The following is a 12,616-nucleotide window of genomic DNA, read 5'->3' on the forward strand; positions in this document are numbered from 1 at the left end:
ACCGAGCGGGAGCAACAACCACAGCATGAGCACCAAGACAGCACGCGCCCGTCGAACCGGTCGCCGCAGCCCCCTGACCACCATCGCCCTGCTCGCCATCGGCCTGCTCACCACGGGCGGCGCGTACTCGATGATCCAGGCAGGCAGCGCGTCGGCCGACGTGGATCTGAAGTCCGCGCAGACCATCGACGAGGGCCAGAAGCTCTTCGCCTCCAACTGCGCGACCTGCCACGGCATGAACGCGACCGGAACGGGAGTGGCCCCGACCCTCATCGGCGTCGGCGCGGCGTCCGTCGACTTCCAGGTGGGCACCGGCCGCATGCCGCTGCAGGCGACCACCGTGCAGGCACCCGAGAAGCCCACGCAGTTCACCGACACCCAGGTGAAGGAGCTCGCGGCGTACGTCGCCTCGCTCGCTCCCGGCCCGGCCATCCCGGACGGCCAGTACCTCGACGGCAAGGGCGACGCGGCCAACGGCGCCGAGCTCTTCCGCATCAACTGCGCCATGTGCCACAACGTGGCCGCGGCCGGAGGCGCCCTGACCGAGGGCAAGTTCGCGCCGAGCCTCAAGGGCGTGGCCCCGGTCCACATCTACGAGGCCATGGTCACGGGTCCGCAGAACATGCCGGTCTTCAACGACACGAACATCTCCCCCGAGGACAAGCGCGACATCATCACGTCGCTGCAGTACATCGAGCAGAACAGCACGGTCGGCGGCGCCGACCTCGGCGGGCTCGGCCCGGTCTCCGAGGGTCTCTTCATGTGGATCTTCGGCCTCGGCGGCATCGTCGCCCTGACCGTGTGGCTCACGGCACGGTCCAACTGACGCCCGCATCGATGACCCGCACCAGAACACAGGAGAGGCACGCACATGGCACACGACGATAAGGACGAGTCGGCTGTCGTCCCCGCGGGCTCCGAGGCCGGCGAGCTCGACCCGGCCGGTCGCGACGTCGTCCTCGCCGGCGGCACCGCTGTCGCCACCCGCGACGGCTTCCAGAATCCCGGCTTCCCGGAGCACCGCCTCCGCGTCACGGACAAGGACCCCAAGAAGGCGAAGACGGCCGAGCGCGTCGTCTACACCTGGTTCTACCTGTCCATCGTGGGCAGCGTCTTCGCGATCGGCGCCTACTTCGGCTTCCCGATCTACGCGGACGACCCGGGCAGCGTGCGCCTCAACAACCTCTTCCTCGGCGTCGGCATCGCGCTGGCGCTCCTGAGCCTCGGCATCGGCGCCATCCACTGGTCCAAGGCGCTCATGAGCGACCACGAGCTGATCGACGAGCGCCACCCGCAGGGCGGCTCGCCCGCCACGCAGGCCCGCGCCGTCGAGATCTTCGCCCAGGCGAACGAGGAGTCCGGCTTCGGTCGTCGCTCCCTCATCCGCAACAGCCTGATCGGCGCGCTCGTCGCCTTCCCGCTGCCGGCCGTGATCCTCTTCCGCGACCTGTACCCGGGCAGCGCCGAGGAGCCCGCCTCCGCCCTCAGCCACACGCTGTGGAAGAAGGGCGAGGTCCTCACCCGCGATCCCTCCGGCACGCCGATCAAGGCGTCGGACGTCACCATCGGCTCCGCGTTCCACGTCATCCCCGCCTCCCTCATGGACCTGGAGGAGGGCAAGCTCGAGGAGAAGGCCAAGGCCGCGGTGCTGCTGATGCGCCTCCGCCCCGAGGACCTCGTCGAGGCGCCGGAGCGCAAGGGCTGGTCCTACGACGGGATCGTCGCCTACTCCAAGGTCTGCACGCACGTGGGTTGCCCGGTGGCGCTCTACGAGCAGCAGACCCACCACCTGCTCTGCCCCTGCCACCAGTCCCAGTTCGACGTGACCAACCACTGCGAGGTCATCTTCGGACCGGCCAAGCGGCCCCTGCCGCAGCTGCCCATCGCCGTCAACGACGAGGGCTACCTCATTGCACAGAGTGATTTCACCGAGCCCGTAGGGGCGAGTTTCTGGGAGCGTCGTGGTGACTACAACAGCTGATCCGACCACGACGGGTGCCGCTGCGCCCGCCGCCAAGAGCGGAGGCGGCCTGACCGCCGCCGCCGCCACGTACCTCGACGAGCGCACCAGCGTCAGCGTCGCCGTCAAGGAGTTCGGGCGGAAGATCTTCCCGGACCACTGGTCCTTCATGCTCGGCGAGGTGGCGCTCTACAGCTTCGTCGTCATCCTGCTCACGGGCACGTGGCTGACCTTCTTCTTCAACCCGTCGATGGCGGAGACGCACTACGCCGGCTCCTACGCGCCCCTCAAGGGCGTCGAGATGTCGGTGGCCATGTCGTCGTCGCTCGACATCTCGTTCGACATCCGCGGCGGCCTGCTCATGCGGCAGATCCACCACTGGGCGGCCCTGCTGTTCGTGGCGTCCATCGGCCTGCACATGCTGCGCATCTACTTCACGGGTGCGTTCCGCAAGCCGCGCGAGCTCAACTGGTTCATCGGCTTCGTCCTCTTCATCCTCGCGATGGCCGAGGGCTTCACGGGCTACTCGCTGCCCGACGACCTGCTCTCCGGCAACGGCCTGCGGATCATCGACGGCATGGTGAAGGGCATCCCGGTCATCGGCACGTGGATCTCCTTCCTCCTCTTCGGCGGCGAGTTCCCGGGCACGCACATCATCCCGAGGCTCTACACCCTGCACATCCTGTTGCTGCCGGCCATCCTCGTGGCGTTCCTCGCACTCCATCTGCTGTTCGTGGTCGTGCACAAGCACACCCAGTTCGCCGGCCCCGGTCGCACGAACGAGAACGTGGTGGGCGTCCCGGTGCTGCCCACGTTCGCGGCCAAGGCGGGTGGGTTCTTCTTCGTCGTCTTCGGCGTGATCGTGGTCATGGCGTCGTTCTTCACGATCAACCCGATCTGGAACTACGGCCCATACGACCCCTCGCCGGTGTCGGCGGGAACGCAGCCCGACTGGTACATCGGCTTCGCGGACGGCGCTCTGCGCCTCGTGCCGCCGGGACTCGAGTTCGTGCTGTTCGACCACACGTTCTCGTTCAACATCATCCTGCCGATCACGGTCCTGGGTCTGTTCATCGTGCTCGTCGCGCTCTATCCCTTCATCGAGGCGTGGATCACGGGCGACAAGCGCGAGCACCACATCCTCGACCGTCCGCGCAACGCCCCCACGCGCACCGCGATCGGTGCCGCCGGCGTCACGTTCTACGCGGTCCTCTGGTCCGCCGCGAGCTCCGACCTCATCGCCACGCACTTCAAGGTGTCGATGGAGGGGGTCATCCACACGCTGCAGGCGCTGCTGATCCTCGGACCGGTCATCGCCTACCAGGTCGCGAAGCGCATCTGCCTGGCGCTCATGAAGAAGGACCGCGAGATCGCCCTCCACGGCGTCGAGTCGGGACGCATCGTGAAGCTGCCGGGCGGCGAGTTCATCGAGGTGCACGAGCAGCTCGACGAGTACGAGCGCTGGCGCCTGGTCAGCTTCGACGACTACAAGCCGCTCATGATCCGGCCGGACAGCCGTGGACGCATCACGGTCAACCAGCGGGCCCGCGCGGCGCTGTCCAAGTGGTTCTTCGAGGACAGGATCTCCCCGGTCACCACGAAGGACGTCGAGCGCAGCCACGCCGACCACCACTAGGCACCACCCCGTTCGCGCTCAACCGCGGACGTGACTCGAGAGCCGGTCCGGCGTCACGCCGGGCCGGCTCTCGTGCGCTCACCCATCGCGTCAGCCATCCGCTCGAGGAGCACCCGTGGATCTCGTCCGGCTCGCGTCGTGGCTCCGCTGCCCCACCTGCGGCGAGGACCTCCACGCCGTCCCGCCGCTCGTGCTGCGCTGCCCTCGCGGTCACGCCGTGGACGCCAACAAGCGTGGATACGCCACCCTCCTCGGGCCGGGAACCCGTGTCACGGGCGACACGGCCGACATGCTGGCCGCGCGTGGCGCATTCCTCGAGCGGGGTCACTACGCTCCGCTGGTCGACGAGCTGATCCGCGGCATCCGCGACGCCGTGCCGGGCCACGAGGGGTCCGTTCCGGATGCCGCCCCGAAGGTGGCCGACGGGCTCCGCATCGTGGACGCCGGATGCGGAACGGGACACTACCTCCACCGCGTCCTCGGCAGCTTCCCCGGCGCGTCCGGGCTCGCCGCCGACCTCTCCCCCGCGGCCGTCGGGATCGCCGTCCGCGGGAGGGACGACGTCGACGGCCTGGTCGCCGACACGTGGGCGGCCCTGCCGGTGCGCGATGGCGCGGCTGATGTGATCCTCGACGTGTTCGCCCCGCGCAACCTCCCGGAGTTCCACCGCGCCCTGTCCGCCGGCGGGCACGTGGCCATCGTCGCCGCCGGGCCGGGACACCTGGCCGAGCTCCGCGCGGCCGGTCGCGCCGTGGGCGTCCAGGAGGACAAGCGCGAGCGGATCCTCGAGGCCGCAGAGCCCCTGTTCGACGCCGTCTCGGAGACGCGCGTGCACCGCGTCCTGTCCTTGACCGTCTCGGATGTCGAGTCGCTGCTGGCCATGGGCCCGTCCGCCCATCACCCGCGCGATCCGCACGCCGAGGACCTGCCCTCCCCGCTGGACATCTCGGTGTGGCCAGACGCCACGCGACAGGACGTGACGATCGACGTCATGATCCACGTCCTCCGGCGACGCGTCCGGCGCACACCGGCCTGAGTCCGCCAGGTACACCGATGCGACGCCGACGTCTGCCTTCCGCAGCTGCAGACCGGGGATGGCGGAGTCGAGCCGCCGATGGAGTCGCACCGCCCTCCCGGGGGAAGTCCGGCCCCTCTCGCCTCTCCACGACCGTGAGCATGCGCCTCGGACCGGGACCGTCGCCCAGTCCTCTCCCGCATCAGGGAGTCCCCATCCGGACACTCGCCATCGGCGCCTCGCCCCGGGCGCGCGGCGTCCGCTTGCGCCACGCCCGTTGGCGGACGCGGGCGCCCGGTGGAGCCCCTCATGACCGTGCTCTCCGTGGACCACCTGCACCGGCGGCGCCGACGACCGGTCGCACCATCGGAGGACGTGCTCTCGTCACGAGCTCCGCCGCTCAGGGCCCCTCGACACGATGCCGGGCATCGTCGGACCGCACGGAAGCGGCCGCTGACGCCTCCGCCGTCGGCCCTCCCGAGGCGGCGACAGTGAGCGTCACCTCCCCGGGGACGCCGACGATGGGACCGTCGGCACCGGGCTGGACGACCTGTCGGTGGTGCCGAGCCGACAGAGCACGACAGGCGTCGTCGCGGCCACCCTCCCCGTCCACGACGAGATGCCCGGCCCCCGAGGGGACCGGGCATCTCCGGTGCATCACCGCGCGACTAGCGCAGGAGCTTCTTGTAGAACTCCGCCGTCCGCTCGTAGCCGAGGCGCTTGTAGAACTCGCCGGCGCGGCGCGTGCTCATCGTGATCTGCCCGACGCCGCGATCACCGCACAGCCGCTCCACCGCGCGGACGAGGCCGGAGCCCGTCCCGGCGCTGCGCGCCGTCGTGTCCACGACGAGCTCCTCGAGGTGCGCGCTGAGCCCACCGGCATACAGCAGCCGCGACACCACCAGGTACGCGTACCCGACGACCGTGCCGGCGTCCTCAGCGACGAGCAGGACATCGCGCCCCTCGTCCTTGTTGGCCCGGAGGATGTGGAAGAAGGTCACGTCGAAGTCGTCGCGCGTGGCCGGGGCGTTGATCATGTCGAGCTGCTGGCACAGGGCGAAGACGGCGTCCCCGTCCGAGGCCTGCGCGTGTCGGATGTCGACCATCGGATCAGCGCGCGAAGTAGCCGCGGTAGTACTCGTAGGTCCAGCCCACGAGCGCGATGATCGCGAGACCGCCACCGATGATCGCGATCCAGATGCCCACGGCGAGGCCGAGGAACACCGAGGCGGCCCCGGCCGCGAGGATCACGGGCCACCAGCTCCAGGGGCTGAAGAAGCCGAGCTCCGGGTCGCCGTCGTCGACGTTCGCGTCGCTGCGGTCCTCCGGCAGCTCGCCGTTCTGCGCCGCGTAGAGCCGGGCGACGAAGAAGCCGATGAACGCGGCCAGTGCACCCGAGAGGGCGATGGCCAGCGTTCCGACCCACTCCACCGTGCCCTGGTCGATCAGATGCCAGGTCGTGTATGCGGCCGCCGCGAGGACGAAGAAGACCGCGAGGACGTAGAAGAGGTTCCTATTGGCGCGCACGTCACTTCACCTTGTCGCTGGAGATGTCGTAGGTGGCGGCATCGGGAGCGTCCTTGGCCGGACCGATTCCCACGGGGATGCCCGCCTCGGGGTGGTTCAGGTCGAAGGCCGGAGCCTCCGAACGGATCCGGGGGATCGACGTGAAGTTGTGCCGCGGCGGCGGGCACGAGGTCGCCCACTCCAGTGAGCGGCCGTAGCCCCACGGGTCGTTGACCGTGACCTTGGGCGCGGTGCGCGCGGTGATCCAGACGTTCAGGAAGAACGGGATCATCGACAGCGCGAGGATGCCGGCGCCGATGGTGGACAGCTGGTTCATCCACGTGAAGTCGTCCTCGGGCTGGTACGTCGCGTATCGACGCGGCATGCCCATGACGCCCAACCAGTGCTGGATGAGGAACGTGGTGTGGAAGCCGATGAACAGCAGCCAGAAGTGGACCTTGCCGAGACGCTCGTTGAGCATCTTGCCCGTCCACTTCGGCCACCAGAAGTAGAAGCCGGAGAACATGGCGAACACGACCGTGCCGAACACGACGTAGTGGAAGTGCGCCACGACGAAGTAGGTGTCGGACACGTGGAAGTCCAGGGGCGGCGAGGCCAGGATGACGCCGGTCAGGCCGCCGAACGTGAACGTGATGAGGAACCCGATGGCCCAGAGCATGGGCGTCTCGAACGTGACCGAGCCGCGCCACATCGTGCCGATCCAGTTGAAGATCTTCACGCCGGTGGGGACCGCGATGAGCATGGTCATGAGCGAGAAGAACGGCAGCAGGACGGATCCGGTGACGTACATGTGGTGCGCCCACACCGTGACCGAGAGGGCCGCGATGGAGATGGTCGCGTACACCAGCGTCTTGTACCCGAAGATCGGCTTGCGGCTGAAGACCGGGAAGACCTCGGACACGATGCCGAAGAACGGCAGCGCGATGATGTACACCTCGGGGTGCCCGAAGAACCAGAAGAGGTGCTGCCACAGGATCGCCCCGCCGTTGGCCGGGTCGTAGATGTGCGCGTCGAATATGCGGTCGGCGCCGAGGCCGAACAGCGCGGCGGCGAGGACCGGGAAGGCCATGAGCACGAGGATCGACGTCACGAGGATGTTCCACGTGAAGATCGGCATGCGGAACATGGTCATGCCGGGGGCGCGCATCGTGATGATCGTCGTCACGAAGTTGACCGCGCCGAGGATCGTGCCGAATCCGCTGAGCGCCAGACCCATCACCCAGAGATTCCCTCCCAATCCTGGCGAGAACGTCGTGCTGGACAGCGGCGCATAGGCGAACCATCCGAACGAGGCCGCGCCGGCCGGGGTGAGGAATCCGGCGACCGCGATGAGCGAGCCGAAGTTGAACAGCCAGTACGCGAAGGCGTTGAGCCGCGGGAACGCGACGTCGGGTGCGCCGATCTGCAGCGGCATGAGCACGTTGGCGAAGCCCGCGAAGAGCGGCGTCGCGAACATGAGCAGCATGATCGTGCCGTGCATGGTGAAGAGCTGGTTGTACTGCTCCTTCGTCTCCACCACGTGCAGGCCCGGCTCGAAGAGCTGGGCGCGGATGACGAGCGCCATGACGCCGCCGAGGCAGAAGTAGAGGAACGAGGTGATCAGGTACAGGTACCCGATGGTCTTGTGGTCGGTGGAGGTGATCCAGTTGACCACGACGTTGCCCCGACGCTCGGCCTTGCCGGAGCCGTCGAGGACCTTCGCCTGGCCCGCGGGGATCTCTGTGGGACGGTTCAGTGTCGATGTCACGGTGTGTGCCCTACTTCTCGGACGACTCGGTGGTGGCCGGCACCTCGGTGCCGGGGAGGTTCTGCAGGCGGTCGTAGTCCTTGCCGAGGTCGCCCGCGAATCCGGCCGCCTTCTGCTTCTCGATGTACGCGTTGTACTCGTCGACCGAGACGACCTTGACCTGGAAGAGCATGAGGGAGTGGTACTCGCCGCAGAGCTCGGCGCACTTCCCCATGTACGTCCCCTCCTTCTCCGGGATGAACGTCATGTAGTTCGTCTTGCCGGAGATGAGGTCCTTCTTGTAGAGGAAGTCCACCACCCAGAAGGAGTGCAGCGTGTCGCGCGTGTTGAGCTCGAGCTCGACCTTGGTGTTGACCGGCAGGTAGAGCGTGGGGAGCTTGTCCTTGTCGATGGAGCCCTGGGGGCCGTTCGGGTCGTCGACGGCCTGGACGCCCTGCTCGTAGGCACCGCCCTCGATGGGCTGGCCGGCCTCGGTCTCGCCGCCGAGGTAGTTGAAGTCCCAGGCCCACTGCTTGCCGAAGACCTGGACCTTGACCTCGGGCTTGTCGAAGCGGGCCTCGATCGCGGCCTGGTCCTTCGCGGTGAAGGCGAAGAAGCCGAGGACGAGGATCAGCGGGACGATCGTGTAGAAGATCTCGATCGGCATGTTGTAGCGCATCTGCACCGGAAGGCCCGTCTGGCCCTTGCGCCGGCGGTACACGACCGCGGCCCAGATGGTGAGGCCCCACGTGAGGACTCCGACGGCCAGGAGGACGATCCAGGCGGTGACCCAGAGGCCGATGACCGAGTCGACGTGGTTGGTCGTGCCCGGCTCCGTCGGCAGGAAGCCCTGGAGCTGCTGCTGCGTGCACCCCGCGAGGAGTACCGAGATGCCCAGGGCGACGGGGATCGTCAGCCAACGTTGACGGCGAGTGAAGCGCACGTGCAGACCCTTCGAAGAACCGGATGTGACGGGTTCCACACTACGCGACAGGGAGCCGCCCGAAGGACGACTCCCTGCTCGGGCCCCGTGTTTCCGGGCCCAGATCCGCTTACCGTTCCGTGTGTCAGTGGAACGAGTCACCGCACGCGCACGAGCCGCCCGCGTTCGGGTTGTCGATGGTGAAGCCCTGCTTCTGGATGGTGTCCTCGAAGTCGATGGTCGCGCCGTCGAGGTACGGGACGCTCATCTTGTCGACGATGACCTCGACCCCGTCGAAGTCGACCGTGGCGTCGCCGTCGAGCTCGCGCTCGTCGAAGTAGAGCTGGTAGATGAGGCCGGAGCAGCCGCCGGGCTGGACGGCGACGCGGAGGCGGAGGTCCTCGCGGCCCTCCTGCTGGAGCAGGCTCTTGACCTTGCTCGCCGCGGTGTCCGTGAGTCCGACGCGGTGGGCCGCCTGGGCGGTCTCGGTCAGCGTGGTGTCGGTCATGAGCACTCCTCGGGTGGTGGGATCTGCGGTCGGGCGACTCCGGTGGAGTCTACGTCGTGCAACCGCGGGAGTCACCCGGGTGTTCCCGCGGGACAGCCCGATCCGTCACGCGCTCCGGGACCGGCCGGCGAACGTCACGCGCGACGGGCGATGCGCGACAGGAGGACGGCCTCGCTCAGGATGGCGCGCTGCAGCACGCCGAGGTGCTGGGACTCGTTCGGGCTGTGGGCCCGCGTGTCCGGGTCCTCGACGCCCGTCACCAGGATCTGCGCCGACGGGAACGCCTCGACGAGGTCGGCGATGAACGGGATGGATCCGCCGATGCCGGCCTGCACGGGCGCGCGGCCCCAGCCCGCCGTCATGGCGGCGGTGGCCTCGGCCATCGCCCACCCGGTCGTGTCGACGAGGAACGGGTCGCCCTGGTCGACGTCGCTGATCTCCACGTGCGCGCCGAAGGGGCGGTTGCCCTGGATGTGCGCCTCGAGGGCGCGGTAGGCGTCCGCGGCCGTCTGGCCCGGGGCGATGCGCGCGCTGATCCGCACGGACACCTCCGGGAGGAGGGTGTTGCTCGCGTTGGCCACCGAGGGCGCGTCGATGCCCGTGACCGTGATGGCGGGCTGCGCCCACAGGCGGGTCAGGATCGGGCCGGTGCCGACCGCGGAGACGCCGGGCAGGAGCGCGGCCTCCTCGGCGAGGCGCGCGTCGTCGTAGGCCGGCGTGTCCATCTCGGTGGAGGCGAGTCCGGCGACCGCGACGGATCCGCGCTCGTCCCACAGGGAGTCGAGGAGGCGGACGGCGGCCATCATGGCGTCGGGGACGGCCCCGCCGAACATGCCGGAGTGCGACGCGTGGTCGAGCGTGCGCACCGTGAGCCGGAACGTGACGTTGCCCCGGAGGGCGATGGTGATGGAGGGGGTGTCGACGTCCCAGTTGTCGCTGTCGGCGACGACGATGACGTCGGCGGCGAGGGCGTCGTGGTGCGTCGCGAGGAAGTCGGAGAAGGAGCGGGATCCGGCCTCCTCCTCGCCCTCGATGAACACGGCGAGCCCGAGGTCGAGGTCGTCACCCTCCGCCTCGACGAGCGCCCGGATGGCCGCGACGTGGGTCATGATGCCGGCCTTGTCGTCGGAGGCCCCGCGCCCGTGCAGGCGGTCCCCGCGGAGGGTCGGCTCGAAGGGCGGCGTCTCCCAATGCTCGTCCGCTCCGGGGGGCTGCACGTCGTGGTGGGCGTAGAGGAGCACCGTGGGCTTGCCGTTCCTCGGCGCACGCGTGGCGAGGACGGCCGGCTGCCCGTCGTCGCCCGACGGCGTCGTGGCGCGGTGGACGGAGACGTCGTCGAAGACGCCGAGCCCCGCGAGGAGGCCCGCGACGGCGTCCGCGCTGGCGGCGACGTGCGTCGGGTCGAAGGCCGGCCACGAGACGGAGGGGATGCGCACGAGCGCCGAGAGGTCGGCGATCGTGGCGGGGAGCCCACCCGCGACGGCGGCCGCGAGCCGGTCGACGGCCTCCTGGTCCGGTGCGGTCACGGCGTCTGCGGAGGTGTCGGGAGGCGTCATGCAGGTAATCTTAGATTCACTCCAGGCAAGGACGAGAGACGTGGCGAAGCAGCAGACCCCCGCAGAGACCCCCGCCGAGACGAGCGCCACGGCGCCCGTCGACGGCCGCACGGCCGACGGGAAGAAGGGCCCCACCCCGACCCGTCGGGAGCGGGAGGCCGCGAACCTCCGCCCGCTCGTGCCCCAGGACCGGAAGCTGGCGGCGCAGCAGGCCAAGGAGAAGGCGCGCGAGGCGCGCGCCCGGGCCAACGCCGGCATGGCCGCCGGCGACGAGCGTTACCTGCCCGTCCGCGACAAGGGCCCGCAGAAGCGGTTCGCGCGCGACGTGGTGGACGCCCGCTGGAGCGTCGGCGAGCTGCTCCTCCCCGTCATGGGTGTCGTGGTCGTGCTCACGTTCGTGCTGCCGAGCCTGTCGGCCATCCCGCTGCTGTCGATCTACGTGTTCGTCATCGCGGCGATCATCGACGCGTACTTCACCGGTCGTCGCGTCCGGGCCGCCATCGTCGCCCGCGTCGGCGCCGACCGCGTCGAGCGCGGCATCCGCTGGTACACGGGCATGCGCACCATCCAGATGCGGCCGATGCGGCTGCCCAAGCCGCAGGTCAAGCGGCACGAGAAGGTCACCTTCAGCTGATCGGACGGCTCCCGCCCCTCGGGGACGAGCGCGTGCGACCGGGTCAGCGCGGGCGACGTATCCGCGCGAGCCCGGTGTTGACCGACCGAGCCCAGAGCGGGCCGCGGTAGAGGAACGCCGTGTAGCCCTGCACGAGCGTGGCGCCCGCGTCGAGTCGGGCCTGCACGTCCTCGGCCGTGTCGACGCCGCCGACGGAGATGATGCACGCGTCGACCGGCAGCACCCGGCGCAGGATCCGGAGCACGTCGAGCGCGCGCGGGGCGAGCGGCGCCCCGGAGAGGCCGCCCGCGCCGGCCGCCTCGACGACCGCGGCGTCCGTCCGGAGATCCGCGCGGGACAGGGTCGTGTTCGTGGCGATGACGCCCGCGAGGCCCAGCTCCGTCGCGAGCTCGGCGATCCGCTCCACCTCCGCGTCCTGCAGGTCGGGCGCGATCTTGACGAGGACGGGCACGCCGTCGGCCGCGTCCCGGATGCTCGTGAGCAGCGGCCGGAGGAGCTCGATCTCCTGCAGGCCGCGGAGCCCCGGGGTGTTCGGCGAGCTGACGTTGACGGCCAGGTAGTCGGCGACGGGGGCGACGAGGCGCGTGGACCGGACGTAGTCGGCCACGGCGTCCTCGACCGCCACCGCCCGGGTCTTGCCGATGTTGACGCCGATGACGGGCCGGTCGCGCCGGGCCCGGAGGCGACGGAGCCGGTCGGCGAGGGCCGCAGCTCCCCCGTTGTTGAAGCCCATGCGGTTGATGACGGCGCGATCGTCGATGAGCCGGAAGAGGCGGGGGCGCGGGTTGCCGGGCTGCGCCTCGGCGGTCACCGTGCCGACCTCCACGTGGCCGAAGCCGAGCTGGCCGAGCCCGAGCACGGCCTGCGCGTCCTTGTCGAAACCCGCGGCGACGCCGAACGGGGACGGGAAGCGGAGGCCGAGGGCGTCGACCGCGAGCGACGGATCCGGTGCGGTCAGACGCCGGGCGATCCAGCCGAAGCCGGACGACGGGAGGAGGGCGATGGCCGTGGACGCGAGATGGTGGGCGTCCTCCGGGTCCATGCGCGACAGGACCGTGCGGAAGAGGAGGGGATACATCGGCACCAGGCTAGCGCCTGACCGAGGTCCCGCCGGATGCCGCCGGCCGCACCG

The 12,616-nt window shown here is 69.8% G+C and carries 12 protein-coding genes; 5 read left to right on the forward strand and 7 right to left on the reverse strand.

Going from position 1 to position 12,616, the window contains the following annotated elements; all coding sequences use genetic code 11:
- Positions 1-25: 25 nt before the first annotated feature.
- The 4 genes from ITJ40_RS09410 (at position 26) to ITJ40_RS09425 (ending at position 4,632) form a co-directional block, all read left to right on the forward strand.
- The gene (locus ITJ40_RS09410) at positions 26-826 is read left to right on the forward strand and encodes a cytochrome c (protein ID WP_194666754.1); all 801 of its coding nucleotides are present in this window, start codon (positions 26-28) and stop codon (positions 824-826) included.
- A 45-nt stretch (positions 827-871) separates the two neighbouring features.
- Positions 872-1,981, forward strand: coding sequence for a ubiquinol-cytochrome c reductase iron-sulfur subunit (locus tag ITJ40_RS09415; RefSeq protein WP_194666755.1), 1,110 nt, complete (start codon positions 872-874; stop codon positions 1,979-1,981).
- On the forward strand, positions 1,965-3,596 hold the full coding sequence (locus ITJ40_RS09420) for a ubiquinol-cytochrome c reductase cytochrome b subunit (RefSeq protein ID WP_194666756.1): 1,632 nt from the start codon (positions 1,965-1,967) through the stop codon (positions 3,594-3,596). Before ITJ40_RS09415 ends, ITJ40_RS09420 begins: the two co-directional genes overlap by 17 nt.
- 115 nt (positions 3,597-3,711) lie before the next feature.
- Positions 3,712-4,632 carry an SAM-dependent methyltransferase gene (locus ITJ40_RS09425; RefSeq protein WP_194666757.1) on the forward strand — a complete coding sequence of 307 codons (921 nt, stop codon included), beginning with the start codon at positions 3,712-3,714 and terminating at the stop codon, positions 4,630-4,632.
- Positions 4,633-5,279: 647 nt separating this feature from the next.
- Here ITJ40_RS09425 and ITJ40_RS09430 read toward each other — a convergent pair.
- From ITJ40_RS09430 to ITJ40_RS09455, 6 genes are all read right to left on the reverse strand, one after another.
- Complete coding sequence (locus ITJ40_RS09430) at positions 5,280-5,717, reverse strand: GNAT family N-acetyltransferase (RefSeq protein ID WP_194666758.1); 438 nt, start codon at positions 5,715-5,717, stop codon at positions 5,280-5,282.
- A 4-nt stretch (positions 5,718-5,721) separates the two neighbouring features.
- The gene (locus ITJ40_RS09435; RefSeq protein WP_194666759.1) at positions 5,722-6,138 is read right to left on the reverse strand and encodes a cytochrome c oxidase subunit 4; all 417 of its coding nucleotides are present in this window, start codon (positions 6,136-6,138) and stop codon (positions 5,722-5,724) included.
- Between the two features lies 1 nt (position 6,139).
- Positions 6,140-7,885 carry a cytochrome c oxidase subunit I gene (gene ctaD, locus ITJ40_RS09440; RefSeq protein WP_194666760.1) on the reverse strand — a complete coding sequence of 582 codons (1,746 nt, stop codon included), beginning with the start codon at positions 7,883-7,885 and terminating at the stop codon, positions 6,140-6,142.
- A gap of 10 nt (positions 7,886-7,895) precedes the next feature.
- Positions 7,896-8,807 carry a cytochrome c oxidase subunit II gene (gene coxB, locus ITJ40_RS09445; RefSeq protein ID WP_194666761.1) on the reverse strand — a complete coding sequence of 304 codons (912 nt, stop codon included), beginning with the start codon at positions 8,805-8,807 and terminating at the stop codon, positions 7,896-7,898.
- A 124-nt stretch (positions 8,808-8,931) separates the two neighbouring features.
- Positions 8,932-9,294, reverse strand: a complete 363-nt coding sequence (erpA, locus tag ITJ40_RS09450) for an iron-sulfur cluster insertion protein ErpA (RefSeq protein WP_012038530.1) — start codon at positions 9,292-9,294, stop codon at positions 8,932-8,934.
- A gap of 134 nt (positions 9,295-9,428) precedes the next feature.
- Entirely contained in the window at positions 9,429-10,850 is a 1,422-nt protein-coding gene (locus ITJ40_RS09455; RefSeq protein WP_194666762.1) for a dipeptidase, read from the reverse strand.
- Positions 10,851-10,890: 40 nt separating this feature from the next.
- Between ITJ40_RS09455 and ITJ40_RS09460 the strand changes: the two genes are divergently transcribed.
- A complete protein-coding gene (locus ITJ40_RS09460; protein ID WP_194666763.1) occupies positions 10,891-11,484 on the forward strand; it encodes a DUF3043 domain-containing protein in 594 nt (197 codons plus the stop codon).
- Positions 11,485-11,527: 43 nt separating this feature from the next.
- Here ITJ40_RS09460 and ITJ40_RS09465 read toward each other — a convergent pair whose 3' ends face one another.
- The gene (locus tag ITJ40_RS09465; protein ID WP_194666764.1) at positions 11,528-12,562 is read right to left on the reverse strand and encodes a quinone-dependent dihydroorotate dehydrogenase; all 1,035 of its coding nucleotides are present in this window, start codon (positions 12,560-12,562) and stop codon (positions 11,528-11,530) included.
- Between the last annotated feature and the right edge of the window lie 54 nt (positions 12,563-12,616).

It is taken from the genome of Clavibacter sp. VKM Ac-2872, from assembly GCF_015351105.1.
Taxonomy (GTDB): Bacteria; Actinomycetota; Actinomycetes; order Actinomycetales; family Microbacteriaceae; genus Clavibacter.

Excerpts from the sequence above, each read along its gene's own strand:
- ITJ40_RS09415 (WP_194666755.1), top strand. The coding sequence starts at position 872 with ATGGCACACGACGATAAGGACGAGTCGGCTGTCGTCCCCGCGGGCTCC.
- erpA (WP_012038530.1), bottom strand. The coding sequence starts at position 9,294 with ATGACCGACACCACGCTGACCGAGACCGCCCAGGCGGCCCACCGCGTC.
- ITJ40_RS09455 (WP_194666762.1), bottom strand. The coding sequence starts at position 10,850 with ATGACGCCTCCCGACACCTCCGCAGACGCCGTGACCGCACCGGACCAG.
- ITJ40_RS09430 (WP_194666758.1), bottom strand. The coding sequence starts at position 5,717 with ATGGTCGACATCCGACACGCGCAGGCCTCGGACGGGGACGCCGTCTTC.
- ITJ40_RS09410 (WP_194666754.1), top strand. The coding sequence starts at position 26 with ATGAGCACCAAGACAGCACGCGCCCGTCGAACCGGTCGCCGCAGCCCC.
- ITJ40_RS09465 (WP_194666764.1), bottom strand. The coding sequence starts at position 12,562 with ATGTATCCCCTCCTCTTCCGCACGGTCCTGTCGCGCATGGACCCGGAG.